This window comes from Streptomyces sp. NRRL F-525, from assembly GCF_000716605.1.
Taxonomy (GTDB): Bacteria; Actinomycetota; Actinomycetes; order Streptomycetales; family Streptomycetaceae; genus Streptomyces.
The window spans coordinates 1-25453 of the sequence record NZ_JNXE01000048.1 but is presented as its reverse complement, the minus strand read 5'-3'; the positions used below and the strand labels follow the sequence as shown (position 1 = coordinate 25453).

At 71.5% G+C, this 25453-nt stretch carries 27 protein-coding genes; 9 read left to right on the top strand and 18 right to left on the bottom strand.

Features of this window, described 5'->3' with window-relative positions:
• Positions 1-36 precede the first annotated feature (36 nt).
• Positions 37-1047 (top strand): CopD family protein, encoded by a 1011-nt coding sequence (locus OO69_RS42840; protein ID WP_033286398.1) that lies wholly within the window; start codon positions 37-39, stop codon positions 1045-1047.
• 56 nt (positions 1048-1103) lie between these two features.
• On the opposite strand, the gene OO69_RS42835 is transcribed toward OO69_RS42840, so the two are convergent.
• The 8 genes from OO69_RS42835 to OO69_RS42800 all read right to left on the bottom strand — a co-directional run bounded on the left by OO69_RS42835 (position 1104) and on the right by OO69_RS42800 (position 8875).
• Positions 1104-2150: a zinc-dependent alcohol dehydrogenase family protein gene (locus OO69_RS42835; RefSeq protein WP_033286397.1), complete on the bottom strand. Its 1047-nt coding sequence runs from the start codon at positions 2148-2150 to the stop codon at positions 1104-1106.
• A 37-nt stretch (positions 2151-2187) separates the two neighbouring features.
• Positions 2188-2895, bottom strand: a complete 708-nt coding sequence (locus tag OO69_RS42830; protein WP_033286396.1) for a lysoplasmalogenase — start codon at positions 2893-2895, stop codon at positions 2188-2190.
• On the bottom strand, positions 2892-3770 hold the full coding sequence (locus OO69_RS42825; RefSeq protein WP_033286395.1) for a sterol desaturase family protein: 879 nt from the start codon (positions 3768-3770) through the stop codon (positions 2892-2894). The genes OO69_RS42830 and OO69_RS42825 overlap by 4 nt, the downstream gene beginning before the upstream one ends.
• 125 nt (positions 3771-3895) lie before the next feature.
• The gene (locus tag OO69_RS42820; RefSeq protein WP_033286394.1) at positions 3896-4630 is read right to left on the bottom strand and encodes a VIT1/CCC1 transporter family protein; all 735 of its coding nucleotides are present in this window, start codon (positions 4628-4630) and stop codon (positions 3896-3898) included.
• A gap of 25 nt (positions 4631-4655) precedes the next feature.
• Entirely contained in the window at positions 4656-5903 is a 1248-nt protein-coding gene (locus OO69_RS42815; protein WP_033286393.1) for an amidohydrolase family protein, read from the bottom strand.
• Positions 5900-7183, bottom strand: a complete 1284-nt coding sequence (locus OO69_RS42810) for an amidohydrolase family protein (protein ID WP_033286392.1) — start codon at positions 7181-7183, stop codon at positions 5900-5902. The genes OO69_RS42815 and OO69_RS42810 overlap by 4 nt, the downstream gene beginning before the upstream one ends.
• A 10-nt stretch (positions 7184-7193) precedes the next feature.
• Positions 7194-8078, bottom strand: coding sequence for an SDR family NAD(P)-dependent oxidoreductase (locus OO69_RS42805; RefSeq protein WP_033286391.1), 885 nt, complete (start codon positions 8076-8078; stop codon positions 7194-7196).
• Positions 8078-8875 carry an acetoacetate decarboxylase family protein gene (locus tag OO69_RS42800; RefSeq protein WP_033286390.1) on the bottom strand — a complete coding sequence of 266 codons (798 nt, stop codon included), beginning with the start codon at positions 8873-8875 and terminating at the stop codon, positions 8078-8080. The genes OO69_RS42805 and OO69_RS42800 overlap by 1 nt, the downstream gene beginning before the upstream one ends.
• Before the next feature lie 172 nt (positions 8876-9047).
• On the opposite strand from OO69_RS42800, the gene OO69_RS42795 reads away from it, so the two are divergent.
• The 5 genes from OO69_RS42795 (at position 9048) to OO69_RS42775 (ending at position 13857) form a co-directional block, all read left to right on the top strand.
• A complete protein-coding gene (locus OO69_RS42795; protein ID WP_033286389.1) occupies positions 9048-10031 on the top strand; it encodes a DEDDh family exonuclease in 984 nt (327 codons plus the stop codon).
• Positions 10032-10124: 93 nt separating this feature from the next.
• Positions 10125-10358, top strand: a complete 234-nt coding sequence (locus OO69_RS42790) for a hypothetical protein (RefSeq protein ID WP_033286388.1) — start codon at positions 10125-10127, stop codon at positions 10356-10358.
• A gap of 84 nt (positions 10359-10442) precedes the next feature.
• Entirely contained in the window at positions 10443-11237 is a 795-nt protein-coding gene (locus OO69_RS42785) for an SURF1 family protein (protein WP_324604584.1), read from the top strand.
• A gap of 71 nt (positions 11238-11308) precedes the next feature.
• The gene (locus tag OO69_RS42780) at positions 11309-13096 is read left to right on the top strand and encodes a glycoside hydrolase family 15 protein (RefSeq protein WP_033286386.1); all 1788 of its coding nucleotides are present in this window, start codon (positions 11309-11311) and stop codon (positions 13094-13096) included.
• A 5-nt stretch (positions 13097-13101) separates the two neighbouring features.
• Complete coding sequence (locus OO69_RS42775; RefSeq protein WP_033286385.1) at positions 13102-13857, top strand: SDR family oxidoreductase; 756 nt, start codon at positions 13102-13104, stop codon at positions 13855-13857.
• A gap of 62 nt (positions 13858-13919) precedes the next feature.
• On the opposite strand, the gene amaP is transcribed toward OO69_RS42775, so the two are convergent.
• From amaP to OO69_RS42750, 5 genes are read right to left on the bottom strand one after another with little or no spacing between them, the layout of a single operon-like run.
• Complete coding sequence (gene amaP / locus OO69_RS42770; protein WP_033286384.1) at positions 13920-14498, bottom strand: alkaline shock response membrane anchor protein AmaP; 579 nt, start codon at positions 14496-14498, stop codon at positions 13920-13922.
• A 5-nt stretch (positions 14499-14503) separates the two neighbouring features.
• Positions 14504-15181, bottom strand: a complete 678-nt coding sequence (locus OO69_RS42765) for a DUF6286 domain-containing protein (protein WP_033286383.1) — start codon at positions 15179-15181, stop codon at positions 14504-14506.
• Positions 15178-15564, bottom strand: coding sequence for an Asp23/Gls24 family envelope stress response protein (locus OO69_RS42760; protein ID WP_033286382.1), 387 nt, complete (start codon positions 15562-15564; stop codon positions 15178-15180). The genes OO69_RS42765 and OO69_RS42760 overlap by 4 nt, the downstream gene beginning before the upstream one ends.
• Positions 15561-15746 (bottom strand): hypothetical protein, encoded by a 186-nt coding sequence (locus OO69_RS42755; protein ID WP_019060657.1) that lies wholly within the window; start codon positions 15744-15746, stop codon positions 15561-15563. Before OO69_RS42755 ends, OO69_RS42760 begins: the two co-directional genes overlap by 4 nt.
• A gap of 55 nt (positions 15747-15801) precedes the next feature.
• Positions 15802-16287 carry an Asp23/Gls24 family envelope stress response protein gene (locus OO69_RS42750; RefSeq protein WP_033286381.1) on the bottom strand — a complete coding sequence of 162 codons (486 nt, stop codon included), beginning with the start codon at positions 16285-16287 and terminating at the stop codon, positions 15802-15804.
• 87 nt (positions 16288-16374) lie between these two features.
• On the opposite strand from OO69_RS42750, the gene OO69_RS42745 reads away from it, so the two are divergent.
• Entirely contained in the window at positions 16375-17169 is a 795-nt protein-coding gene (locus OO69_RS42745) for a hypothetical protein (RefSeq protein ID WP_033286380.1), read from the top strand.
• Between the two features lie 21 nt (positions 17170-17190).
• Here OO69_RS42745 and OO69_RS42740 read toward each other — a convergent pair whose 3' ends face one another.
• From OO69_RS42740 to OO69_RS42730, 3 genes are all read right to left on the bottom strand, one after another.
• Entirely contained in the window at positions 17191-18003 is an 813-nt protein-coding gene (locus OO69_RS42740; protein ID WP_033286379.1) for an enoyl-CoA hydratase/isomerase family protein, read from the bottom strand.
• A gap of 117 nt (positions 18004-18120) precedes the next feature.
• The gene (locus OO69_RS42735) at positions 18121-18339 is read right to left on the bottom strand and encodes a helix-turn-helix domain-containing protein (RefSeq protein WP_019060653.1); all 219 of its coding nucleotides are present in this window, start codon (positions 18337-18339) and stop codon (positions 18121-18123) included.
• A gap of 368 nt (positions 18340-18707) precedes the next feature.
• Entirely contained in the window at positions 18708-20306 is a 1599-nt protein-coding gene (locus OO69_RS42730; RefSeq protein ID WP_033286378.1) for an ABC-F family ATP-binding cassette domain-containing protein, read from the bottom strand.
• A 402-nt stretch (positions 20307-20708) separates the two neighbouring features.
• On the opposite strand from OO69_RS42730, the gene OO69_RS42725 reads away from it, so the two are divergent.
• Positions 20709-21599: a neutral zinc metallopeptidase gene (locus OO69_RS42725; protein ID WP_033286377.1), complete on the top strand. Its 891-nt coding sequence runs from the start codon at positions 20709-20711 to the stop codon at positions 21597-21599.
• A gap of 155 nt (positions 21600-21754) precedes the next feature.
• The gene (locus OO69_RS42720; protein WP_033286376.1) at positions 21755-22186 is read left to right on the top strand and encodes a VOC family protein; all 432 of its coding nucleotides are present in this window, start codon (positions 21755-21757) and stop codon (positions 22184-22186) included.
• A gap of 6 nt (positions 22187-22192) precedes the next feature.
• On the opposite strand, the gene OO69_RS42715 is transcribed toward OO69_RS42720, so the two are convergent.
• Positions 22193-23602, bottom strand: a complete 1410-nt coding sequence (locus OO69_RS42715; protein WP_078652825.1) for a hypothetical protein — start codon at positions 23600-23602, stop codon at positions 22193-22195.
• 263 nt (positions 23603-23865) lie between these two features.
• On the bottom strand, positions 23866-24993 hold the full coding sequence (locus OO69_RS42710) for an alpha/beta hydrolase family protein (protein WP_033286374.1): 1128 nt from the start codon (positions 24991-24993) through the stop codon (positions 23866-23868).
• Positions 24994-25453 lie beyond the last annotated feature (460 nt).

The following is a 25453-nucleotide window of genomic DNA, read 5'->3' as shown; positions in this document are numbered from 1 at the left end:
TTGCCCGGTTCTGTGGCGGCTGGTGAAGATCTTGGGGTGACCTTGATACGACCGACTGTCGAAGTGGCCGGCACGAGCGGCTCCGGGCGGCGCCCCGGTACGCGTCGGGCCGTCGCCGTACTGGCCCTGGTGGTGCTCGCCGCGCTGATACCCCTGCTCGGCCCGTCCGCCGCGCTGCACGACACCGGGGAGGCCGCCGCTCCCGGGGTCGGCGGCATCGCGCTGCTGCGGGCGGTGCTGTTCGGCGCGCTGTGCGTCCCCCTGGGTGAGCTGTTCGTGAACCGGCTGGCGCGTACCGTGCCCGGCGCTCCCCCGAACGGCCCCCGCAGCTGGGCCCCGTACGCGGCCGGTGCCGGTTTCGTCGCCGCGCTGGGGCTCGCGTCGGTCGTGGCGACGGGCAACCTGGTGCCGCGCAGCCTCGCCCAGATCGACGTCGGCGGCCTCTACCAGTCCCGGGACGGCAAGTTGGCGCTCCTGGAGGTCAACGCGTTCGCCGTGGCGGCCCTGTGCGCCCGGTCGCGCAGGCCCGGCCTCCAAGTGTGGCCCCTGGCCGCCGTGGTCGTCGCGGAGGCGCTGCGCGTGCACCCGGCGAGCGAGCACAGCCCCCTGGTCGGCTCCGAACTGACCCTCGTGCACCTGACGTGCGCGGCACTGTGGGTGGGCGGTCTGCTGCACGTGCTGCGGACGTTGCGGCGGTGGCGCGGTACCGAGGCGGGGGCCGCGCTGTTGGGGCTCTACGCGCGCGTGGCGGCCGTACTGCTCGCCGCGATCACCGCCACGGGTGTGTGGAGTTCGCTGCGCCGGATGCCGGCCGGCACGATCCTGGACCAGCTGACGACGACGGCGTACGGGCGCACCCTGCTTGCCAAGGTGATCCTCGTCGCCGCCGTCGCCGTCCTCGCGCTGTGGGCGCGGTCCCGGCTGCGGCGGGCCGCCGATCCGCTGACCGCCTGCTCACCCGCGCGGGCCGAGGTCGTCGCCCTGGGGGTGGTGGTCATGGTCTCCGGACTGTTGACGGCCTTGCCGGTGCCGATCCGCTGGCATTGATCAACCAGTCGCTCAACCGGACATCCGACCAGTCAATGTCCGCCGTCAATAGTTGATCAACCGTTCGTGACCAGGACCTTCAGGGCCGTGCGCTCGTCCATCGCCTTGTAGCCGTCGGGCACGCCCTCCAGGCCGACCGTCAGGTCGAAGACGGGCGAGGGGTCGATGGTGCCGTCCAGGATGTCGGGCAGCAGCTCCGGGATGTACGTGCGGACCGGCGCGACCCCGCCGCGCAGCGCGACGTTCCGGTCGAACATGACCCCGAGGTCGAGTCCGGTGCCGCTGCCGTGCGGCACGCCGACGAAGCCGATCGCGCCGCCGTCGCGCGCGATGCCGACGGCCGTCCGCATGGACTGCTCGGTGCCTACGGCCTCGACGACGGCGTGCGCGCCCTGGCCGCGGGTGAGTTCGCGGACGGCCGCGACGGCGTCCTCACCGCGTGCGGCGACGACGTCGGTGGCCCCGAAACGGCGGGCGATGTCCGTGCGCATCTCGTGGCGGCCGAGCGCGATGATCCGCTCGGCGCCGAGGCGCTTGGCGGCGAGCACGGCGCACAGGCCGACCGCTCCGTCGCCCACGACGGCGACGGTGGCGCCCTTGCGGACGCCCGCGCCGAGAGCGGCATGGTGGCCGGTGCCCATGACGTCCGACAGGGTCAGCAACGCGGACAGCAGATGGTCGTCGGAGGCCGCCTCCTTCGGCAGCCGTACGAGGGTGCCGTCGGCGAAGGGCACACGTACGGCCTCGCCCTGGCCGCCGTCGTAGCCCACGGCGCCCCAGAAGCCGCCGTGCACGCAGGACGTGGTGAGACCTTCGCGGCAGTAGTCGCAGACGCCGTCGGACCACACGAAGGGCGCGACCACGAGATCGCCGGTCCTGACGCCGCTCACCTCGGAGCCGGTCTCCTCCACGATCCCGAGGAACTCGTGTCCGATGCGCTGCCCGGGCTGCCGGGCCGACTCGCCGCGGTACGCCCACAGGTCGCTGCCGCAGATACAGGCGCGCAGCACCCGGACGACGGCGTCGGTGGGCAGCTGGACCAGGGGCTCGGGCACGTCCTCCACGCGCATGTCGAACGGGGCGTGGATGGTGGTGGCGCGCATGGCGAGGGTCCTTCTCGTCGCTGGTGTGCTGGTGCGCTCAGGGGGTGGTCGAGCGCACTTCACGGTACGCCGCCGCCGGTGCGCGGCGCTCGGCGAGGGTGCCGAGCACGCCCTGGACCAGCAGGAACTGTGCCGCGACGTACGTCAGCATGATCCAGAAGTCGGGCCTGGGCGGCTGCGGCCAGTCGGCGACCCCGGTCGCGATGAGGGTGTCGGAGACCATGAAGAGCGCCCCGCCGAGCCCGGCGACGAGGCCGAGCCGGGTGGCCGCCGCGCAGGCCATGGCCGTCAGGAGCGCGCTGTAGCCGGCCACGGGGACGCGCAGGTCCGCCGGGAGATCCGGCCACAGCAGCGTGACGGTGACGGCCAGCGCGGCGGCATACCCGAGGGCGAGAAGACCGGCACGCACGCGTGGAACACTGTTCAGGCCGCCGTACGCCCTGAAGAGGGCGAGGTAGCAGAGGTGGCCCGCCGCGAAGCAGGCCATGCCGGCGAGGAAGGCGGGGTCGGCGTCGGAGAGCAGCAGGGTGTCGCCGCCCCAGCCGAAGAGGAGCGCGGCGACGAGGAGCCGGGGTGCGCCGCGCAGGGCGGCGTACGCGGCGAGCAGCGGCATCAGGAGGGGCTTGGTGACGGTGTGGCCGGGGTCGTAGCCGACGGCGAGCGAGAGCAGGTCCAGGAGGGCTGCCAGTCCGAAGACGGTCAGGAGCGCGCGCGAGACGGCCGGGTGGGCGGTACGTGGGTTCACGCGGCCGCGGTCTCCTCGGCGGCCGGGACGTTCCGCTCCGGGACGGGCACCGGCTGCCAGCCCGGTCCCCGGAACACGCGTCCCGCGCGCTCGCGCCAACTGGTCGCCGCCTTCAGGTCCTTGGCGATGGCGACGTACTCATGGGTGGCCACCTTGATCGGGTTGAACGTGTTGATGTTCTTCGTCAACCCATAGACAGGGCGCTCAACCTCCGGCACGAAGGACCCGAAGAGCCGGTCCCAGACGATGAGGATGCCGCCGAAGTTGCGGTCCAGGTAGCCGCCCTGGGAGGCGTGGTGGACCCGGTGGTGGGAGGGAGTGTTGAAGACGAATTCGAACCAGCGGGGCATCCGGTCGATCCGCTCGGTGTGGATCCAGAACTGGTAGACGAGGTTCGCCGAGGAGCAGAAGGCCAGGGCGGCGGGATGCACGCCCAGGGCGATGAGCGGGACGTAGAACGGCCACACCGTGAGGGTCGTCCAGGGCTGGCGCAGGGCCGTGGTGAGGTTGAACCTGCGGCTGGAGTGGTGGACGACGTGGCAGGCCCACAGGATGCGGATGACGTGGTGGCCGCGGTGGGACCAGTAGTAGAAGAAGTCCTGCCCGAGCAGCATCAGCGGGATCGTCCACCACAGGACGGGCACGCGCAGCGGGGTGAGTTCGTAGATCGCCGTGTAGACCGCGACGATCGGGATCTTCCAGAGGAAGTCGAAGACGAGGCTCCCGAGCCCCATGCCGACGCTGGTGACGGCGTCCTTCGTCTCGTAGCCCGCCGCGTCCTCGTCGGGATGGACGCGCACGCTGATCATCTCGATCACGGTGAGCAGCACGAAGGCGGGTATCGACCAGAGCACGGCATCGGGCAGGTTCGGCATGGGTGAACCGTAGGACCGCTGGTCGGCCGCGACTAGACGTTGTTACCGACAAGTATTACCGGGGGTACGCGCTTGCTTGTTGGCGATCTCCGCCAATAGGCCCGCTGTGTCCCGGCTGTGGGTCACTACACCCCGGCCGCCCCCAGCAACGCGCCCGCCGCATAGGTGACCCCCATCGCCAGCGCCCCGCCCGCCACGTTCCGCAGCATCGCCGGTCTCGTGTCCGCCGTTCCGAGCCGGGCGCTGCTCCAGCCCGTCAGGACCAGCGCGGCCAGGGACGACACCACGGTGACGCTGAGCCGCCAGTCGGCCGGGGGCAGGACGATCGCCAGGAGGGGCAGCAGGGCGCCGACCGTGAAGGACAGGAAGCTCGCCCAGGCCGCGTGCCAGGGGTTGGTGAGGTCGTCGGGGTCGATGTTGAGCTCCACGCGCGCGTGGGCACGCAGCGCGTCGCGTTCCGTGAGCTGGGCCGCCGCCTCCATGGCCACCTCACGGGTCAGGCCCCGGTCCTGGAGGAGCTCGGTCAACTCCTCCAGTTCCGCCTCCGGTTGCTCCTTCAGCTCGCGCTTCTCCAGGGCCAGGGCGGCCTTCTCCGAGTCGCGCTGGGTGGAGACGGACACGTACTCCCCCGCCGCCATCGACATGGAGCCGGCGAGGAGGCCCGCGAGGCCTGCCGTCAGCAGGGCCGAGCGGTCGTCCGTGGCACCCGCGACGCCGACGACGAGACCGGCGGTGGACACGATGCCGTCGTTGGCTCCCAGGACCGCGGCCCGCAGCCAGTTCAGCCGCGAGCCCAGGGAGCCGTCATGGGCCTCGTCATGGTTCTCGCCGTGGGCCTCGTCGTTGGTCGGTTCCGTCACACCGCGAAGGATCGCACCCCCGCCCTCACCACACCCGTACCGACGCTCCCCGTGCGAACACCGGGCTCGTCGCGCCCGCCGGCGGTTCGGCGAGGGGCTCCGCGATCTCGCTCACCAGGGGACCTACCTTCGCCGCGATCGGGTCCAGGGTGTCGAGGTCGAAGCCGTAGACGCGAGCCGCGTTGCCGCCGAGCATGGCGGCGACCTCGTCGCGCGGCACGCGCGCGAAGGCGAAGCGGAGGCCCTCCCTGGAGTACGGGTACGTCCCCTCGTCGTGCGGGTAGTCGCTCCCCCACATGATCTTCTCGATGCCGATGCGCTCGCGCAGGGGCACCTCGTGGGGGCGCATGAAACTGGCGCCCACGAAGCAGTTGTCGCGCCATACCTCCGAGGGACCCTTGCCCATCGAAGTGGCGAGCCCCGCGCCGAACTTGGACTCCGCGGTCGATGCCTTCGTGGCCGCCGCGACCAGGCGCCCGTGGTAGTAGTCCAGCATGTCGAGCACCCCGGGTATCCAGCCGGAGCCCTGCTCGGTGAGGACCAGTCTCAGGTCCGGGTGACGGCGGAACGCGCCGCCGAAGATCAGGTGCCACAGGGCGCGGTGCGAGAACCAGGTCGTCTCGACCATGTACACCGCGCGGGCGGCCGGTTCGTCGCCCAGGGGCGGGGAGGCCGAGCCCGCGTGGTGGTTGACGGGCACGCCGAGTTCCGCGCACACGGCCCAGATCGGGTCGTACGTCGCCGAGTACAGCTCGGGCAGCCCCGAGCCCGGCGGGGTGCCGGGCAGCAGCAACCCGCCCCGGAGGCCCGCCCCGACCGCCCACCGGATCTCCTGGACGGCCTCCTGGACGTCGTTGAGGAGGATCTGGAAGACACCCGCCCGCCGGCCCGGCGCGGCCGCGCAGAAGTCCGCCAGCCAGCGGTTGTGGGTGCGCAGGCCGGCCCAGCGGCGCCGGAACTCCTCGGCCGTGGGCGCGGGGGCCATCAGGGAGCCGGACGGGAAGAACGGCGGGATGGTGTTCGGGAAGACGACCTCCGCGACGATCCCGTCCTCCTCCAGCTCCGCGATCCGCCGCCCGGAGTTCCAGTTCTTGTCGGCCGTGTCGGCGACCAGGTCCTCGTACGGGTTGACGTACGTGGCCGCCCACGCGTCGAACTCGTCGTGGTACCGCTGCTCCAAGTAGGGCCGGTAGTCCAGGAGATCGGCGCCCGCGTGGCAGTCCGCGGAGATGACCGTGTACCGGTCCTCACTCGTGGCCTTCATGGAGCTCATGGCGTCGCCCCCAGGACCGGGAAGTCGTGGTTGGTCAGCCAGTGCCGCCCCACCTCACGCGAGCGCGCCCAGGACGCCGTCACGGCCTCCTGGTCGTCCTGCTGGCCGAGTTCGGCGGGGGTCGGGCCGATCCGGCGGGCCAGGGGCTCCAGGGCCGCCACGTCGAAGCCGAACGCGTCCGCCGCCGCCAGGCCCAGCATGCGGCGGGTCTCGTCCACCGGGATGTCGTGGAAGGTGCGCTTCAGCCACGCGCGCGTGTCGGGCCACGTGCCCTCGGGGTGCGGGAAGTCGCTGCCCCAGAGGATGTTGTCGACGCCGATCTCGTAGCGCTGGGCCAGTTCACGGCGCTTGGTGTTGGTGGCGCAGATGAAGACCTGCCGGTCGAGGTACTCGCTCGGCGGCCGCTTCAACTCCGCGAACGGCGACAGCTTCTTGCCGCCGTGGGCACCCAGGTAGAGGCGGTCCATGAACCACAGCTGGTTCGGCAGCCACCAGCAACCCGACTCCGCCACACCGAACTTGAGACCCGGGTGACGTTCGAAGACCCCGGACCAGAGCAGGAACCAGAGCGGCCGGGCGGGCCACCAGGTCACCTCGCTCACATAGATGCCCAGATGGTCGCCGTACTCGTGGCGAGGGGCCGCCCCGGAGTGCGTAAGCACGGGCATTCCGCACTCGGCGGCGGCCGCCCACACGGGGTCGTAACGCCGGTCGTGGTAGGGCTCCTTGTCGACCCACATGGAGGGGATCATCAGGGCGCCGAGGCCCGACTCCTTGGCGCGGTGGATCTCCGCGACGACCTTCTCCGTAGGAGCCGTCACGGGCAACAGGGCGACTCCGCAATGCCGTTCGGGGTTCTCGGAGACGAAGTCGGCGAGCCAGCGGTTGTGGGCCTGGGCGCCCGCCATGCCCAACTCCGGGTCCTGGTCCCCGGAGAGACCAAGGCCGACTCCGAAGGGCGCGGCCGTCTGGCTGTCCACGGCATCCGCGTCCGGGAAGACCACCTCGGCGGCCACCCCGTCCCCGTCCAGCTCCTTGAGGCGCTGCGCGGTGTCCCAACCCCCGCGCAGGCCCTCCTCGTTGTCCTGGAACCACTTCGCCGCGAACGCCTCGTTACGGATGCCGAGCCGGGTCATCTCCTCGCGGCGCCGGTCGCGTCCGGCGAGGAACTCGTCGAAGTCCCGGTGGAACCGGGCGTCCAGATAGGGCCGGTACTCCTCGGTGGGCAGCCCGGCGTGGCAGTCGGAGGAGATGATCAGGTACGGCTCCTGGTCGGTCACAACAGCCCCCTCAGTCCAGGATGAAGCTCTCTAGGTACGACGGGTTCGCCCGGTCGAGCATCGAGTCAGCCCGTGCCCGGATCTGCGCGTCACTGTGCTCGCTCTCCGGCAGCAGCCAGAAGCGGTCCGCGCGGATGCCGTCCACGACGAGGTCGGCGACCTCTTCCACCGGCGTGAAGGCGACCTCCTTGCCCGCCGCCTTCATCGCGGTCTCCCACTGGTCGAGACTGCGGTACGGCGTTCTACGGGGGCGCTCCTTCGCGTACCGGTCGGGCCGGTTGCGGTGCGACTCCCACAACCCCGTGCGCAGCATGTGCGGCCCCGGGAACAGCACCGAGGCGCCCACGCGCGCGTGCTCCGCCTTCAAGTGGGCGTACAGGGACTCGGTCATCGTCACGACGGCCGCCTTGGTGACGGCGTACACGGAGGCGGTGGGCAGCGGGGCGATACCGCCGTCCCCGGAGGACGTGTTGACGACATGACCGGGTTGACCGGACTTGATCATCCTTGGGACGAACGCCTGGATGCCGTGGAAGACGCCCCACACGTTGACGGCGAACGCCCACTGCCAGTCGTTGGGTTCGTGCTCCCACATCCGGCCCTCGGCGCCGGAGCCGACCCCGGCGTTGTTGCACAGCACGTGGACGGCGCCGTACGTGTCGTAGGCCGACTCGGCGAGATCCAGGACCTGTTGGCGTACGCCGACGTCAACTACGCACGCGTGCACGTCGGCACCGTCGGCGCGCAGGTCGGCGGCGGCCTTGTCGAGGGCGCCCTGTTCGACGTCGGCGAGGACCACCTTGAGCCCGTCGGCTGCGAACCGCCGTGCCATCGCGAGCCCGATCCCGCTCGCCGCCCCGGTGACGACGGCGACCTGACCCTCCGTCAGCTCCATCAGACGCTCCCCTCAGGGGGCCCGTCGTGGATCTGGAGCGGGTCGTCGTAGCGCTGGTGGATGTACGGCAACAGGGCTTGCGCGTCGACCCGTTCGACGACCTTGCCGCGCTGGTCGCTGGTCTTCTCGCCGATGGTGATGTCCACCAGGGTGCGTACAGGGAGGTCGGCTACCGGGTCGTACATGGACTCGCGCAGGACGACGTCCCCGGTGACGCGTTCCAGTCGGCGGACCTTCTCGTTGCGCACGCAGTGCACGAGCACGGGGTCGGCGTCGAAGCCCGAACCGTCCACCGCGGGAAGGAACTTGAAGTAGAAGTCGGTCTTCTGCGTCGGTCCGAGGAGGGGCAGTTCCTCGCTGATCGCGCCGCGGACCTCGACGAAGGCGATGCCGTGCCGGGCGAGGGACGCGTGCACGACGAGGCCCACGCGCTCGACGGTCACCTCGCCGAGTTTCTTGGGCTCCCCGAAGACCTCGCGGCCGCCGATGAGGGCCCGTTCGTGGGTCATCGGCATCACCAGGGGGTACCAGCCCTCGACGCCGTCGTGCGCGGCGGCGACCGCCAACGAGCCCGCGCCCAGGGGGTATCCGGTCAGTTCGACCTTGCTGATGTTCACCCGGACCAGGGGCCGCCCGGTGGGCTTGAGGGGCGGCGGCAGGACCGCCGCGACCGCGTCCGGGTCGCTCTCCCAGACCGCCACCACACCGGTGGACCAGATGTCGGGGAGCCTGGAGCTCGCCGTGCGTGCGGCGGCGATCTCCGCCTCGGTCCGTGCGCCGTACCGTACGCGTGCCATACGCCGTACCGCCCTTCGTAGGCCGTCATCCGTCAGGCGGGCAGCACGGTCGCACCGGGCGGGCAAAAGGTCCATAGCCACGCGCACGTGCATTCGGCGGACCCGAACGGGCGGGCGGGGCGGGCGACCTGAGGGACAGGACTGTCAGTGGCGGCCCGTATCCTCAGTGACCATGCTCGAAGACCACTCGCCGACAGTGTCCGCAGCCACTCCGTGGCCGGCCGCATATCCCCAGGGGTACGCGGTAGTTGACGTGGAGACCACCGGCCTGGCCCGGGACGACCGGATAATCTCCGCGGCCGTCTACCGTCTGGACGCCCTCGGCGAGGTCGAGGACCACTGGTACACGATGGTCAACCCGGAGCGCGATCCCGGCCCCGTGTGGATCCACGGTCTGACGAGTGACGTCCTGGAGGGCGCGCCCCTCTTCAAGGACATCGCCGAGGAGTTCGCGACCCGCCTGGAGGGCCGGGTGCTGGTCGCGCACAACGCGGTCTTCGACTGGCAGATGATCGCGCGGGAGTACGCGCGCGTGGAGATCGAGCCGCCGGTCCGTCAGCGCCTGTGCACCATCGCGCTCTCCAAGGAGCTGAGCCTGCCGCTGCCCAACCACAAACTGGAGTCCCTGGCAGCGCACTTCGGCGTCGTCCAGCAGCGCGCGCACCACGCGCTGGACGACGCGCGCGTGCTCGCCGAGGCGTTCCGGCCGAGCCTGCGGGCGGCGGCCCAGGGCGGCGTACGACTGCCCCTGCACGAGTGCCGGCCGCTCACCGAGTGGGCCCAGCCCGCACCCCGGATCGGCCAGCAGGCAGGGGGCTACGGCGGCTTCGGGGCGGGCAGTTGGCGTCCCGCGCGCAAGCGGCCCGCGTGCCCCTATCCCAACCCGGGGCGCTTCGAGGACGGCCGGCCGCTCAAGCAGGGGATGCGGATCGCGTTCTCCGGGGACACGTCCATCGAGCGCGAGCTGCTGGAGGACCGGGCCGTGGAGGCAGGCCTGCACGTCGCGACGAGCCTGTCCCGGCTGACCAGCCTCCTCGTCACGAACGACCCTGACTCGGGCACCTCGAAGGTGGTCAAGGCCAAGCAGTTCGGCACGCCTGTGGTCGACGAGGCCGCGTTCGGCCAGCTGCTGCGGGACGTCGAGGCGGCGGACTGACGGCGCCCCGGTGACCGTACGGACGGGTGATTGTCGTACGACTCGCCCCGCGCGCGCTCGCCCGTGCCGGGTGGACGGCCCACCCTGTGGCGCATGGCGAGATGTGAAGTGTGCGGCAATGACTACGGCATGAGCTTCGAGGTGCACGCGCAGGGCGCGGTGCACGTCTTCGACTGCTTCTCCTGCGCGATCCACCGCATGGCCCCGATCTGCGAGCACTGCCGGGTGCAGATCATCGGCCAGGGCGTGGAGGTCGAGGGGCGCTGGTTCTGCGGGGGCCACTGCGCGCGGGCGGAGGGGATGGTGGGGATCATCGACAAGGTGTGAGCCGCCGGCCTTCCGGAAGCCGCGGCCCGTACCCTTCCGGTACCCCCCTGAATGCGCCCCACGACCGAGTTGTACGGTCGTGGGGTGTACCGCTTCCTGATGTCCCGGCAGTGGGTGATCCTCGCGTTGATCACCCTCCTCCTGATCCCCACGATGATCAGGCTGGGCATCTGGCAGATGCACCGCTACGAGATGCGCAGCGCCCGGAACCAGTTGGTCACGAACGCGCTGCACGCGAAGCCGGTCCCCGTGGAGACGATCAGCACCCCGGGGCACGCGGTGACCCGTACCGAGAAGTACCGCACCGTCACCGCGACCGGCACCTTCGAGACCTCTAAAGAAGTCGTCGTCCGGCGTCGTACCAATGACGACGACGAGGTCGGCTTCCACGTCCTCACCCCGTTCGTGCTGACGGACGGCAAGGTCGTGTTGATCAACCGTGGATGGATCCCGGCCACCGGGGTGCAGACGGCCTTCCCGAAGATCCCCGCCCCGCCGAGCGGCAGAACGACCATCACGGGGCGTCTGATGGCCGACGAGACGACCGCGGCGAGCGGCATCAAGGACATCAAGGGCCTGCCCGACCGGCAGATCATGTTGATCAACAGCGAGGAGCAGGCACGGCGCCTGCACGCCACGGTGCTCGGCGGTTATGTCGAGCAGACCGCGCCGGAGCCGAAGGGCGACACGCCCGAGCAGATCTCCGACCCGGGCAAGGAAGACGCCCCGCTGAACTACGCGTACATGATCCAGTGGTGGCTGTTCGCGGCGGCCGTGCCCGTCGGCTACGTAGTCCTCGCCCGCCGCGAGGCCCGCGACCGCCGGGAGGCCGCGGCGAAGCAGGAGGAGACGGCGGAGGCCGAGCCCGCGACCGTGTGACCCGGGCCTTTCTTCACCCGCCCGGCCCCGAACCTTGATTGCCTCACCGACAGGCAGGGAACCCGCACCCCGTGCACCCACGTATCGAGGACTACGCCCTCATCGGCGACGAACAGACCGCGGCCCTGGTCGGCATGGACGGCTCGGTCGACTGGCTGTGCCTGCCGCGCTTCGACTCGGCCGCCTGCTTCGCCAGAATGCTCGGCGACGAGGACAACGGCCACTGGCGCATCGCCCCCAAGGGCGCCGACCGCTGCACCCGCCGCGCCTACCGCCCCGACACCCTGGTCCTGGACACGGAGTGGGAGACCGACGAGGGCACGATCCGCGTCACCGACCTGATGCCCCAGCGCCACCGCGCCCCCGACGTCGTACGCATCGTGGAGGGCGTCAGCGGCAAGGTCACCGTGCACAGCAGGCTCCGCCTGCGCTTCGACTACGGCTCGGTCGTGCCGTGGGTGCGCAGGTCCGACGGGCACCGGGTGGCCGTCGCCGGTCCCGACTCGGTGTGGCTGCGCAGCGAGCCCGAAGTACGCACCTGGGGCGAGGACTTCAGCACCCTCTCGGAGTTCACCGTCGAGGCCGGCGAGAAGGTCGCCTTCGTCCTCACCTGGCATCCCTCGCACGAGCCCCGTCCGGCGCTCGTGGACCCGTACAAGTCGCTGCACACCAGCGTCGCGGACTGGAGGCGCTGGGCGGCCCGCTGCCGCTACGACGGCCCCTACAGGGACGCGGTCGTACGCTCCCTGATCACCCTCAAGGCGCTCACCTACCGCCCGACCGGTGGCATCGTCGCCGCGGCCACCACGTCGCTCCCCGAGGAGATGGGCGGCGTCCGCAACTGGGACTACCGCTACTGCTGGCTGCGCGACTCCAGCCTCACCCTGGGCGCCCTGGTCGCCGCGGGCTACCACAAGGAGGCCGAGGCCTGGCGCGACTGGCTGCTGCGCGCGGTCGCGGGCGACCCGGCGGACCTGCAGATCATGTACGGCGTGGCGGGCGAACGACGGCTCCCCGAATTCGAGCTGCCGCACCTCTCCGGCTTCGGCGGGTCGGCGCCCGTCCGGATCGGCAACGGCGCCGTCAACCAGCTCCAACTCGACGTCTACGGAGAGGTGCTGGACTCCCTGTGGCTGGCCCGCCGCGCGGGCCTGTCCCCCAAGCCGCACATGTGGTCGCTCCAGGCCGTCCTCCTGGAGTGGCTGCGCGCGCAGTGGCAGCAGCCGGACGAGGGCCTGTGGGAGGTGCGCGGCGGACGCCGGCACTTCGTGCACTCCAAGGTCATGGTCTGGGTGGCCGCCGACCGCGCCGTCCGCACCCTGGAGGAGTACGCCGACCTGCCCGGCGACCTAGAAGGCTGGCGCGAACTGCGCGACGCGGTGCACCGGGACGTGTGCGAGAAGGGCTACGACCCGGAGCGCAACACGTTCACGCAGTACTACGGCTCGCAGGAACTCGACGCCGCCTTGCTGCTCATCCCCCGCTTCGGTTTCCTCCCGCCCGACGATCCGCGGGTCGTCGGCACGGTCGACGCGGTCCGCGAGGCCCTGGGCCACGACGGCTTCGTACGCCGCTACGACACCGCCGCCGACACCCCCGTCGACGGACTCCCCGGCGACGAGGGCGCCTTCCTGGCGTGCTCCTTCTGGCTCGTGGACGCGCTCCAGATGACGGGCCGCAAGAAGGAGGCCCGGGTGCTGTTCGAGCGCCTGGTGGGCCTCGCGAACGACGTGGGGCTGCTCGCGGAGGAGTACGACCCCGTGGCCGGCCGGCTGCTGGGCAACTTCCCGCAGGCGTTCAGCCACATCGGCCTGGTGAACACCGCCCTCACCCTGTTCGGGGACGAGGAGGCAGGATAGGGACCATGGATCTTGGACTGAAGGACCGGGTGTACGTCGTCACCGGAGCCACCCGCGGACTGGGCAACGCCACCGCGCGCGAGCTGCTGGCCGACGGCGCGAAGGTGGTCGTCACCGGGCGCGACGAGAAGCGCGCCGCCGACGCGGCGGCCGAGCTGGGGCCGAACGCGGTCGGCGTGGCCGTCGACAACGCCGACGCGGAGGCGCCGGTCCGGCTGATCGCCGCCGCGCGCGAGCACTTCGGGGGCTTCGACGGCATCCTCGTGAGCGTCGGCGGGCCGCCGCCCGGGTTCGTCGGCGACACCACCGACGAGCAGTGGCAGTCGTCATTCGAGTCGGTGTTCCTGGGCGCGGTACGGCTCGCCCGTGCGGCGGCCGAGGAGCTGGAGGCGGGCGGTGTCATCGGGTTCGTGTTGTCCGGTTCGGTGCACGAGCCGATCCCCGGGCTGACGATCTCGAACGCGCTGCGGCCCGGTCTGGCCGGTTTCGCCAAGTCCCTCGCAGACGAGCTGGGGCCGCGCGGCATCCGCGTCGTGGGGCTGCTTCCGGCCCGCATCGACACGGACCGCGTGCGCGAGCTGGACGGGTTGTCCGCGGACCCGGAGGCCACGCGTGCGGCCAACGAGTCGCGGATTCCGTTGCGGCGGTACGGGACTTCGGACGAGTTCGGGCGGGTGGCGGCGTTTCTGCTGTCGCCGGCCGCGTCCTATCTGACGGGGATCATGGTGCCTGTCGACGGTGGGATGCGGCATGGGTTCTGAAGTCGTATGGCTGCGGGCCGTCTGTGGCTGGTCGCGCAGTTCCCCGCGCCCCTTTGGGGCGCTCAACTCACCCTTTCCGCGCGGTGCTTGACTCCCGTCAGGCGGACCTCCGTCGGCAGCGTCTCCAGGCCCGCCGAATCGCGGGCGTGGGCAAGGGCGTTGGCCGTCAGGTGGTCGAGGGCGACTCCGGGGTCCACGTGCGGTTCCAGGCTGAGCTGGACGCGGGCCTCGGGTGCCGTGCGGGTGCCGGCGAGCCGCACGTGCGCGTGGGCCACGCCGTCCAGGGAGCCGGCGTCGGTGGCGAGGACGCCCTCCAGGGCCCGGCCCCGCAGCAACGCACCCTCGCCGTCGCCGGTGCTGACGGCGACCTCGGTGAGCCGACGGCGCCGTAGCACCGCGACGAGCCACCACAGGGCGAGCAGGACGAGGACGGCGAGCACGGCGAGGACCGTCGGCCACCACCAGCCGTCGCCCCGCCAGCGGGTCCGCCGGGCGTCGCTCAGCAGGACGTCGTGACGCCCGTCGTAGATCCACCAGGAGGGCGGCTTCACGCCGAGGCCGACGGCCAGGACGGAGCCGCCCAGCACGAGCAGGACGAGGCCTACGACGCCGATCACCGCGCGGTTGACGATCCTGAGCATCGGCCTCATCCCTTCCGGCCGGAGCGGCCGACGTGTACCGACAGCGCGGGCGGCCGGGCGAGTCCGAGCCCGGTGATCGCGTCGCCGAGGACGGCGTCCAAGTCGGCCCGTACATCGTCGAGTTCACGGAAATGCGACACCGCGCGGACGTCGGCTTTCGTGCGGCTGGTGCGCACGCGGACCGACTGCACGCCCGAGACCTCCATGGCCCGGTCGCGCAGCACCATCGCGGCGGCGGCGCGCTGCAGGCCGGCCCGGACGTCCGCGTGGGTGCGGCGCATCGGCAGCACCTGGCGCAGGCCGGGTGTCACCGCGAGCACGATCAGCCAGAGGCCGAGGGCGGCGGCGATACCGGCGCCGACGAGCACCCAGGTGTCGTCCAGGGGCCGTTCGGCGAGTTGCCGGGCCAGTTCCCGGCGCCAGTGCGCGGCGGGCCGCTCCGCGCGCACGGCGGTGACGTCGTAAAGCAGGGCGCCGGCGCCGACGAGCAGCAGGACGGCGACGACGGCCGCGGGGACGCGGCGCGCCGACCAGAAGCGGCCGCCCTTGCCGTCGCCGTCGTGGACGACGGGAACGGGGTCGTAGTCGGACGCGGCGGTGTATCCGCCGGGTCCGGGGTCGGTCTCCTTCTCGATGACCGGTAGTCGTTGGGTCGTGCCGTCGGAGCCCTGGGGCTCGCTCATCGCGTCCTCCCCTGTGCCGCGCCATGTGCCGGATGGAGCCGTTCCACTTGGACGGCGACCTCGGGCACCTCCATGCCCACCAACGCGCGTACCCGCTGAACCACCTGTCGACGCACCTGAAAACAGCGCGCGCCGATGTCGCACGGATAGTCGAGTTCGAGGTGCACGCGCACGCGTACCGTGTCGTGGTGTACGACCACGGTGGCATGCGGCGACGCGGCGTCCGGGTGCAGCGGTCCGAGCGCCTCTCGCGCGGCCTGCGCGGCGATCTTCGCCACGACCCGGTCGGCGATGCGGGTGGCGCCCCGCTCACCGGGCGCGATGACGGCCAGGGGTCTGCCGCGCTCGTCGACCGCGCCGTCCCCGCCGCTCACGCGGGTCATCGCCGCCGGTCGTCGCGCGAGCGGAAGAAGTCGCCGAGTTCCAGGTCCCCCTCCAGGAACCGGCCGACGACGAACCCGATGGCGCCCAGGGCCGCCACCAGCAGGAAGGCCCCGAACCCGCCGAAGTATCCGGCGAAGCCCAGTGCCATTCCGGCGATCATGCCGACCACGGCCCTGCTCATCCTGCGCTCCTCAGCTCGTTCGTCGGCCCGCTCATGGGTTCGTTCGCCGGTTCGGTCACTGGAGTCGGGGCTCCGGTTCGTCGTCCTCTTCGTCCGGCAGCTTCACGTCGCTGACCGCGATGTTGACCTCGACGACCTCAAGTCCGGTCATCCGCTCCACGGCCGCGATGACGTTCTCCCGTACGGCCCGGGCGACATCCGCGATCGACACCCCGTAGTCGACGACGATCTCCAGGTCGAGCGCGGTCTGCACCTCGCCGACCTCGGCCTTCACACCCCGGGACACCGACTTCGTGCCGCCGGGCACCCGGTCGCGCACGGCCCCGAAGGTGCGGGACAGCCCGCTGCCCATGGCGTGCACGCCCAGGACGTCCCGGGCGGCCAGCCCGGCGATCTTCTCCACCACGCCGTCGGCGATGGTCGTCCGCCCCCGGGACGCGGGGTCGCCGCCGCCGCGTTTGGTGGGGGGTTTGCGGGTCTGTACGGACTCCCGCTCACCGTCGGGGTCCTGTGTCCGGTTCCGCTCCGTCATGTCGGTCATCGCCGTACATCCCTTTCGGTCGTCGTCCTTCGACCACGGTAGTTGCGGTTGCTCGGTCCCGCGCTGGACATGCGGCAGGCTGGAGGAATGACGGCGGACGCGTGGACGCGAGCGGTACGGCATCAACTGCGGCTCGGCAGGCTGCTGCCCCTGGGTGATCGGCGCGACGGCGCGTGGATCGCCGAGCGGGCGGCGGAGGGAGTGCTGCGGGCCGCGGCGGATCAGGTGCGGGGCGTGCGACTGGGGGCGCTGCGGATCGCGCTCGCCGATCCCGAGGACACACACGAGCCCGCCGTACCGCCTCCGCCGGGTGCGCTGCCGCCCGGGCCGCTGCGGATCACGGCCGACTTCGCCGCCGTGGCGACCGAACCCCTGCCGGAGGCGGCGTCCCGGCTGCGTACGGCACTGGCGACGGCCGCGGTGGAGCGGCTCGGTCTGGTGGTGGACGAGGTTGATCTACAGGTGACGGTCCTGCTGGACCATATGGACGACGTTGACGACATTGATGTCATTGACGATGTCGACCGTGTGGACGGTGCGGATCACGATCCCGCTGCCGACATTGACCATGTTGATGACATTGATCGTGTGGACCATGTTGACCGTGTTGACGGCGGCGACAGCGAGTCCCTGGTCGCCGCGACCGCGCTCGCCGTCCCGGGAGTGGCCCGGCTGACCGGTGCGCTGGGCGGGCTCGGCCGGGCGGTGCACCTCGAGGAGGTCACCGGCGAAGGGGCGCTGCCGCGTCTGCACGCGCGCGTGGAGCTCGCGGTGCGCGCGGACCGCCGGGCCCTGGATGTGGCCCGGGAGGTCCGCGCGGGGGTCGGCGAGGCGCTGCCCGGTCACCCGACCGTGGCCGTACTGGTCACCAAGGTGGACTGACGGCGAGGTGGGCTGACGGTCCTATTCGCCGACGCCGGCCAGGTCCCGCAGGCGTCGCGCCTGGGCGGCACGCTCGGCGGCGCGCTGGTCGTCGTAGGCGCGGCCCTGGACGCCCTGGAGCAGCGCCTTGGTCTCGATGACGGCGTCGCGCGGGGCGGCCAGCAACGCGCCGGTCAGGTCGCGTACGGCGTCCTCGAGCTGGTCGGCGGGTACGGCGATGTTCGCGAGGCCGGTGCTGACGGCTTCCTCGGCCAGGACGGAGCGCCCGGTCGCGCAGATCTCCAGCGCGCGGGCGTAGCCGACGAGGCCCACCAGGGGATGCGTGCCGGTCAGGTCGGGCACCAGTCCGAGGCTGGTCTCGCGCATGGCGAACTGCACATCGTCGGCGACGACGCGCAGGTCACAGGCGAGGGCGAGTTGGAACCCGGCCCCGATGGCATGCCCCTGGACGGCGGCGATGGACACGATGTCGCTGCGTCGCCACCAGGTGAAGCCCGCCTGGTACTCGGCGATGGTCCCGTCCAGCACGGCGTCACTGCTGTGCGCGAGGTCGATGAACGACGGTTCGCCGTCGAAGCCCTCGGGCGTGAACGCCTGCCGGTCGAGTCCGGCCGAGAAGGACTTGCCCTCGGCGCGCAGCACCACGACACGGACGGAGCCCGGCAACGACCGTCCGGCCTCCGCCAACGCCCGCCAGAGAGCAGGACTTTGAGCGTTGCGTTTGGCCGGGTTGGTCAGCGTCACCGTGGCGATCGCGTCGTCGACGGTGAGCCGTACGCCGTCCTTGTCGAGTACGGGACCGAGGTCCTTGTCGTCCTGTTCGGGCGAAGCCATGGGGCGCCTCCGATGTGTGCGGTCAGCAGAGCAGAGCTAAGTGACTGCACAGTAACCACCCGGTCGGTCAGTCGTCCGACCGGGTGGCCACCATCGAAGCCGATGAGCCACCCGGGGTCAGGCCGAAGCCTTCTTGCCCCGCGTCGCCCCGCCACGCCCACGAAGCGTGACGCCCGACTCACTGAGCATCCGGTGGACGAAGCCATACGAGCGGCCGGTCTCCTCGGCCAGCGCTCGGATGCTCGCACCGGAGTCGTACTTCTTCTTCAGGTCTGCCGCGAGCTTGTCGCGCGCGGCGCCGGTTACCCGGCTGCCCTTCTTCAGAGTCTCGGCCACCCGTGCCTCCTCATGGGAAGTGCGCTCTTGGTCTCCTCATGATCACCCCTCCAAGCGTTCATGGCCACCCATTCGGCAAGGTCCGTAAGACAAGGTTTTGACGACAGGAGCGCGTCCCCACAAGTGGAATGTGGAATTCCTGAGGGGTGTGTCCGTACGGCCGAACGAGTTGTTCCGTGAAGTACCTGGTCAGAGACGCAGGACGGCCGAGCCCTTGTCGATAAAGGGCTCGGCCGGGAAATCGGTGTACGACACACCTCGGTACGAGGAGATCTCACACAGATGGTGGATCACCGGTAGGCCGAATGATCCATACGCCGTGGATCAAGCATTCGGTCACGCGGCGCTGACCGTCAGGCAGCCGTCTGTCAGGCGAGCGCGACGAGATCCGCGTAGTCCGCGCCCCACAGGTCCTCGACGCCGTCCGGCAGCAGGATGATGCGCTCCGGCTGGAGCGCTTCCACGGCGCCCTCGTCGTGGGTGACGAGAACGACGGCGCCCTTGTAGGTGCGCAGTGCGCCGAGGATCTCCTCGCGGCTGGCGGGGTCCAGGTTGTTCGTCGGCTCATCCAGGAGGAGGACGTTCGCGGACGACACGACCAGGGTGGCGAGCGCGAGGCGGGTCTTCTCGCCGCCGGAGAGGACCCCGGCCGGCTTGTCGACGTCGTCCCCGGAGAACAGGAACGAGCCGAGCGTCTTGCGGACCTCGACCAGGTCCAGGTCGGGGGCGGCGGAGCGCATGTTCTCCAGGACCGTGCGCTCCGGGTCGAGGGTCTCGTGCTCCTGCGCGTAGTAGCCGAGCTTGAGGCCGTGGCCCTCGATGACCTCCCCGGTGTCCGGCTTCTCGGCACCGCCGAGGAGCTTCAGGAGGGTCGTCTTGCCCGCGCCGTTCAGGCCGAGGATGACGACGCGCGAACCCTTGTCGATGGCCAGATCGACGTCGGTGAAGATCTCCAGGGAGCCGTACGACTTCGACAGGCCCTCCGCCATGAGCGGCGTCTTGCCGCAGGGCGAGGGCTCCGGGAAGCGCAGCTTGGCGACCTTGTCGGAGACTCGGACCGCGTCGAGCCCGGCGAGCAGGCGGTCGGCGCGCTTGGCCATGTTCTGCGCGGCGACCGTCTTGGTGGCCTTGGCGCGCATCTTGTCGGCCTGCGAGTGCAGGGCAGCGGCCTTCTTCTCGGCGTTCTGCCGCTCGCGCTTGCGGCGCTTCTCGTCGGCCTCGCGCTGCTGCTGGTAGAGCTTCCAGCCCATGTTGTAGTAGTCGATCTGGGAGCGGTTGGCGTCCAGATAGAACACCTTGTTGACGACCGTCTCGACGAGGTCGGTGTCGTGGGAGATCACGATGAAGCCGCCGCGGTACGTCTTCAGGTAGTCGCGCAGCCAGACGATCGAGTCGGCGTCGAGGTGGTTCGTGGGCTCGTCCAGGAGCAGCGTGTCCGCGTCCGAGAACAGGATGCGGGCCAGCTCGATACGGCGGCGCTGACCGCCGGAGAGCGTATGGAGCGGCTGGCCGAGCACGCGGTCCGGGAGGTTCAGCGCGGCGGCGATGGTGGCGGCCTCGGCCTCGGCGGAGTAGCCGCCCTTGGTGAGGAACTCCGTCTCCTGGCGCTCGTACTGCCGCATGGCCTTGTCGCGGGTGGCGCCGCTGCCGTTGGCGATGCGCTGCTCGTTCTCGCGCATCTTGCGGATCAGGGTGTCCAGGCCGCGCGCGGAGAGGATGCGGTCGCTGGCGAGCACGTCCAGGTCGCCGGTGCGGGGGTCCTGCGGGAGGTAGCCGACCTCGCCGGAGCGGGTGACGGTGCCGGCGGCGGGCTGGCCCTCGCCGGCCAGGACCTTGGTCAGGGTGGTCTTGCCGGCGCCGTTGCGCCCGACCAGACCGATGCGGTCGCCCTTGGCGACACGGAAGGTGGCGGACTCGATGAGGACGCGGGCACCGGCGCGCAGCTCGATACCGGAGGCGGAGATCACGGTCAGACTCCAGAGCGGGGTCGTAGGCGGAAGGGGCGGCTGAGGACGTTCCCGCCGTCTAATGCGCGAGGAGAATGGCCATGGGCCAAGTCTAACGGGGACATGCAAGCGCTTTTCCTGTGCGCGGCGGGTCATCGCCCTGGGGCGGGCGGCCCGGGGTGATCCGGTACCGGTCGTCCACAGCCATGAGCTGGGCGGTCCGGGCCGGTGCCTGGAGAACGGGCGGCACACGCGCGTGACGTACTGCACGTGCGTGTGCAGGCTGGGTAGGACGACCGGTGCCTCCGCGATCCCCTTCAGCACGGCACACGCGCGCGTGGCTCGACGGGCAGGGTCGGAGGACGTCCCCCGTTCGGCCCCTCGTCCGGCGCCCCGCCGGGAACGGCGGGCGAGGATGACGCCATGCAGTTCGACGACGACGCGAATCTGGACACCTCCGAAGTGCAGGACGTGCGCGGCAGCCGGATTCCCGGTGGCCGGGCGACCGTGGGCGGTGGCCTCGCGGGGCTGATCGCGCTGCTGCTCGGGCTCTTCTTCGGTGTCGGTCCCGACAACCTGGGGTTGTCGTCGGGCAGCGACTCACCGGCGGCGACCGCGTCCTCGCTGGCCCAGGTGCAGTCGACCTGCCGTACCGGGCAGGACGCGAACACCAAGGAGGACTGCCGCATCGTCGCGGTGGTCAACAGCGTGCAGGACTTCTGGGCGCAGGAGTTCCGGCGGCGCAGCGGTACGTACACGCGGTCGCCCACCGTTTTCTTCGGCGGGCAGGTCGCCACCGCGTGCGGGACGGCGACCTCGGCGGTGGGGCCGTTCTACTGTCCCGGGGACCGGAAGGTCTATCTGGACCTGGGGTTCTTCGACGAGCTGCGGACGAAGTTCGGCTCCAGCGGCGGGCCGTTCGCGCAGGCGTATGTCGTGGCGCACGAGTACGGGCACCACGTGCAGGACCTGATGGGCACGCTCGGCAGGTCGCAGGACGGGCGGACCGGCGCGAATAGCAACGCGGTGAAGGTGGAGCTGCAGGCCGACTGCTACGCCGGGGTCTGGGCGCACCACGCGACCACCACGAAGGACGAGTCGACCGGGCGGCCGTTGATCACCAGCCTCACGGACGCCGACATCCGCGACGGACTGGACGCGGCGGCGGCCGTGGGCGACGACCGGATCCAGGAGCGGTTCCAGGGCCGGGTGACGCCGGAGAGCTGGACGCACGGGTCGGCGGCGCAGCGGCAGCAGTGGTTCTACACGGGCTACCGGACCGGGGACATGGCGCAGTGCAACACCTTCCGCTGACCGTGGCCGGCGGCCGCTGTGCCCGGTTCGGGGGGCGTTGTCAGTGGCGGGTGCAAGACTCGTCGAAAGCGCTCAGACCATCGAAAAACACCCGATGGGTACATCACAGAACACCCGACGGGCTCAAACACCCGATGCACAAGGAAGTGATCGGCATGGCAGACAAGGACAGCGGGCGTCCGAGCATCTACCCGTCCCTGCTGTACGCGGACGCGAAGGCGGCGATCCGGCAGCTCACGGAGGCCTTCGGCTTCACCGAGCTGGCGGTGTACGAGGGCGAGGACGGCTCGGTCATGCACGCGGAGCTGGTGCAGGGCAACGGCGCGGTGATGCTCGGCTCGAAGGGCCACGGCGGCCGTTTCGACGAGGCGATGAAGAGCGCGGGTCCCACCGGTGTGTACATCGTCGTGGACGACGTCGACGCCCATCACCGGCGGGCCGTGGAGCACGGCGCGGAGATCCTGATGCCCCCGACGGACCAGGAGTACGGCTCGCGGGACTACATGGCCCGGGACGCCGAGGGCAACATCTGGAGCTTCGGTACGTACGCTCCGGAGCTGCCGGAGATACCGAAGACAGGGACCTGACCGCGCCTAGCTTCCCCCCGTGTGCACCTGGAATGCCGCCCGGCGTACGGCCTTGGCGAGGGCCGGGTCCGGGTGGGCGGCGGCGAGCGCGACGAGGACCTGCACGGTGCGGGGATGACCCACGGCGCGCACCTCGTCGAGGAGCATCGGGACGGTCGGCTGGATCGCGGACTCCAGGTGCCGCACCAGCAGCGGGGCCTCCCCGTGGTCGGCGACGGCGGCGGCGCTGTCGACCCACAACCAGGTGGCCTCTTCGCGGGTGAGCACCTCGTGGGCGTCCTCCGGGTCGATCCCGTCGTGCTCCGCGAGCCACAGCAGGGCGTACGGCCGCAGGGTCGCCTCGTCGGCGACGGCGCGGACGTCGGGCTCTGCCGGGGCGCCTACGACGCGCAGCGCCTCGAAGGCGAGGCCGCGCAGCAGGGCGTCCTCGCCGCGGGCTGCGTCGATCAGCTGGCCGACGGCGGTGCCCACGGTGCGGGCGGCGAGCCAGGCGCGGTACTCGGCGCGGGCGGCGTTCGGGCGGAGCTGGGAGCAGCCGCGGAGCATGTCCTCGGCGGACTGCTCGATGTTCCCGGCGGGGCTCTGCGCGGCCACGCAGATCTGCTCCAGCTTGACCCAGACCGCCCAGCTGCCGAGCGGGGTGAGGGTGGCCTGGGCATCGCCGTAGGTGAGGGCGCCGACGGAGGCGAGGGCGTGCAGGGCCCAGTCGAGAAGGGGGTCGAGGGGAGTGTCGAGGGTGTCGGCGGCCGGAGGCTGCTGGACGGGTTCGGGCTGGGGACCGTAGGGGATCTCGCAGCGCTCGGTGCGCAGTTCGGTGACCCGTTGGCCGAGGAGGTCGAGGAGCTGTTCGACGGGGACGGGCCCGGCGGACAGCTGGAGGAAGGAGAGCACCTGGGGCATGGCCGAGACGACCTCGGCGACGGCTGAGGGCTCGTGCTCCCGGGGTTCCGGGTGGGCGAGCGACCAGGCGTCGAAGAGGGCGACCCAGCCGCGCAGTACGGCGCTGTCGTCGCGGTCCCAGGCGCGCAGCCGCCAGCCGGGGCGGGCCTCGTCGCCGTGCACCTCGACGAGGCCGGCGAGGCGGGCGGTGTCCCAGTCGGCGCGGACCTGAGCCGGGGTCAGGCCCAGATCCTCGGCCGCGAGTTCGGCGGTCGCGTCGGAGAGGGTGCCCTTGCCGTCGGGGCTCGCGCTGTCACGGCCGGGGCGTAGTGCGGCGTCGGCCCAGTGGGCGACGCGGGCTGCTCCGGCCAGGCCGGAGCGAGCCATTCTGGCCAGTTCCGCGGGGGCCGGTGTGCCCTCCGGAGGGCGGGGTGCGGGGCGGCGCGAGCGCCGCTGGTTCATCGCTCGGGGGGCGGCGGCCAGGGGTCGCGGGCGGACGAGTCGAAGCCTGGAGTCGCGCGGGATACGGGACGTCACGGGTGCAGTCTTCCGGTTGACGGTCCGAAAACCCAAACGGAATGTCACGGCGGGCGACGGGGAGGGCCAAGGCACGGGGTCCCGCGGGCAGCTGGGGACCGGGATCAGGCCAGTGGTACAGGGCTAAACGGAAGGTCGGCGGGGTGTGGCGGGGGTGGAAGGCCGGGGTGGTGAAGAGGGGCGTCCGGTACGGGCCGGTGGATCACATCGGCGGTGAGCGAATGGCATCGGCGGGGTGCGGACCACACCGGCGGCAGGCGGGATCACATCAGCGGCGTCAGGAAGCGGCGCAGGATCTCCTCGTAGCCGGCCGGGTCGGCGTTCCACATCGCGCTGTGCGGGGCGTGGGCGACCGGCTGGAGGGTGATCAGGTCGGGGCGGTGCGCGGCGAAGCGGCGGGAGAGGGTCCAGGGGGCCACGGTGTCGTCCGGACCGTGGAAGATCAGGGTCGGGACCCGGAGCCGGGTCGGGTCGGCGGCCTCGGCGATGCGGTCGCCGTGCAGACCGGTGCGGCCCTGGGCGGCGCGGACCGCCAGCGGCAGCAGCGCGCCCGGGGTGTGGCGGGCGGTGGCGAGGGCGCGCAGCGTCGTCTCCCAGTCCAGCACCGGGGAGTCCAGCACCAGGCCTGAGACGCGGTCGCGCAGCGCGGAGTGGGCGGCGGCGCGCAGCGCCATGGTGGCGCCGGTGGACCAGCCGTACAGGACGACGTGCTCGGCGCCGTAGCGCACGGCGTAGCGGATCGCCGCGTCCAGGTCGCGCCACTCGGTCTCGCCGAGGTGGTTCAGGCCGTCGGGGTTGCGGGGTGCGCCCAGGTCGCCGCGGTAGGCGAGGGCGAGCACCGGGAAGCTGTTGCGGTGCAGGAACTCCATGACGTTCAGGGGGAGTTCGCGGGTCGCCGCCAGTCCGTGCACCGCAATCACCCAGGTGCTGCGCGCTCCGGGCACGAACCACGCGGGAAGGGAGCCGAGTTCACCGGGGATGTCGATGTCGGCGTGGTCCAGGCCGAGGGCGGCGCTCGGGTTGCCGACGTGGACGTTCGGGGTGAGCCACACCTTGTCGCCGGGGCGGAGGGTGCCGTGGGTGACACGTTCGAGGCGGCGTACGACGGCGTCGGCCGAGGTGGACGCGGTCTCGACGACAGGCCCGACGACCGCGTGGGAGCCGTCGCCTGCGAGGCCGTAGGTGCCGGGGCGCAGGGAGGCGAGGTCCCGGGTGAGCGCGATCTGCCCGGCGGCGGTGGAGTGCACCGTGAGCCGGGGTTCGGTCGGCAGGGGACGCCCGGGCGGCGCCTTCAGCGCGGCGTCACTGGCATACCGCCCGGCGGCAACACCGGCGACACCGGCCGCGAGGGCCACGGAGACGGCCGCGGCCGTCGCTTTGACTGTGCGCACGGGTCCAGTGTCCCGGGGGAAGGGGGTGGCGGCCAGCCGGAGCGGCGGGGGGTATCGCGGGCGGGGTGTCTCGGTGGCGGTGCCGGCAGGGCGGCCGCTGCATGGGGGAGGAGGTATGCACGGGCCGGGATGCCTCGGTGATGGCGTTGGAGACGGAGCGGTGGCGAGAAGCGCGAGGGCGACGCGAGGCGGGCCGCCGGCTCGATGCCGTGCAGGTGATCCGGGTGGTGCGAGGCAGTTCGGCGCCGTCGGAAGGGGCTTCGCCGGAGACACACCCCGGCAGGACCCGAAGGAAGCGAGTCGGCGACAGCGCCCGCCCGACCCTCACCGCGCTCACCCTCGCCATCCGATCCGCTCACCCCGTCACCCTCACCCCAGCCAACCTCGCCCCCTCTCCGTCACCCTCACCCCAGCCACCCCGCCCCCTCTCCGTCACCCCTGTCTCTTATACACATCTCCG

What these genes read in the sequence shown, in the direction of transcription:
- OO69_RS42835 (WP_033286397.1), bottom strand. Translation starts at nt 2,150, where the DNA reads ATGCGCGCCACCACCATCCACGCCCCGTTCGACATGCGCGTGGAGGAC.
- OO69_RS42825 (WP_033286395.1), bottom strand. Translation starts at nt 3,770, where the DNA reads ATGCCGAACCTGCCCGATGCCGTGCTCTGGTCGATACCCGCCTTCGTG.
- OO69_RS42815 (WP_033286393.1), bottom strand. Translation starts at nt 5,903, where the DNA reads ATGAGCTCCATGAAGGCCACGAGTGAGGACCGGTACACGGTCATCTCC.
- OO69_RS42805 (WP_033286391.1), bottom strand. Translation starts at nt 8,078, where the DNA reads ATGGAGCTGACGGAGGGTCAGGTCGCCGTCGTCACCGGGGCGGCGAGC.
- OO69_RS42800 (WP_033286390.1), bottom strand. Translation starts at nt 8,875, where the DNA reads ATGGCACGCGTACGGTACGGCGCACGGACCGAGGCGGAGATCGCCGCC.
- OO69_RS42795 (WP_033286389.1), top strand. Translation starts at nt 9,048, where the DNA reads ATGCTCGAAGACCACTCGCCGACAGTGTCCGCAGCCACTCCGTGGCCG.
- OO69_RS42790 (WP_033286388.1), top strand. Translation starts at nt 10,125, where the DNA reads ATGGCGAGATGTGAAGTGTGCGGCAATGACTACGGCATGAGCTTCGAG.
- OO69_RS42775 (WP_033286385.1), top strand. Translation starts at nt 13,102, where the DNA reads ATGGATCTTGGACTGAAGGACCGGGTGTACGTCGTCACCGGAGCCACC.
- amaP (WP_033286384.1), bottom strand. Translation starts at nt 14,498, where the DNA reads ATGCTCAGGATCGTCAACCGCGCGGTGATCGGCGTCGTAGGCCTCGTC.
- OO69_RS42765 (WP_033286383.1), bottom strand. Translation starts at nt 15,181, where the DNA reads ATGAGCGAGCCCCAGGGCTCCGACGGCACGACCCAACGACTACCGGTC.
- OO69_RS42760 (WP_033286382.1), bottom strand. Translation starts at nt 15,564, where the DNA reads ATGACCCGCGTGAGCGGCGGGGACGGCGCGGTCGACGAGCGCGGCAGA.
- OO69_RS42755 (WP_019060657.1), bottom strand. Translation starts at nt 15,746, where the DNA reads ATGAGCAGGGCCGTGGTCGGCATGATCGCCGGAATGGCACTGGGCTTC.
- OO69_RS42750 (WP_033286381.1), bottom strand. Translation starts at nt 16,287, where the DNA reads ATGACCGACATGACGGAGCGGAACCGGACACAGGACCCCGACGGTGAG.
- OO69_RS42745 (WP_033286380.1), top strand. Translation starts at nt 16,375, where the DNA reads ATGACGGCGGACGCGTGGACGCGAGCGGTACGGCATCAACTGCGGCTC.
- OO69_RS42740 (WP_033286379.1), bottom strand. Translation starts at nt 18,003, where the DNA reads ATGGCTTCGCCCGAACAGGACGACAAGGACCTCGGTCCCGTACTCGAC.
- OO69_RS42725 (WP_033286377.1), top strand. Translation starts at nt 20,709, where the DNA reads ATGCAGTTCGACGACGACGCGAATCTGGACACCTCCGAAGTGCAGGAC.
- OO69_RS42720 (WP_033286376.1), top strand. Translation starts at nt 21,755, where the DNA reads ATGGCAGACAAGGACAGCGGGCGTCCGAGCATCTACCCGTCCCTGCTG.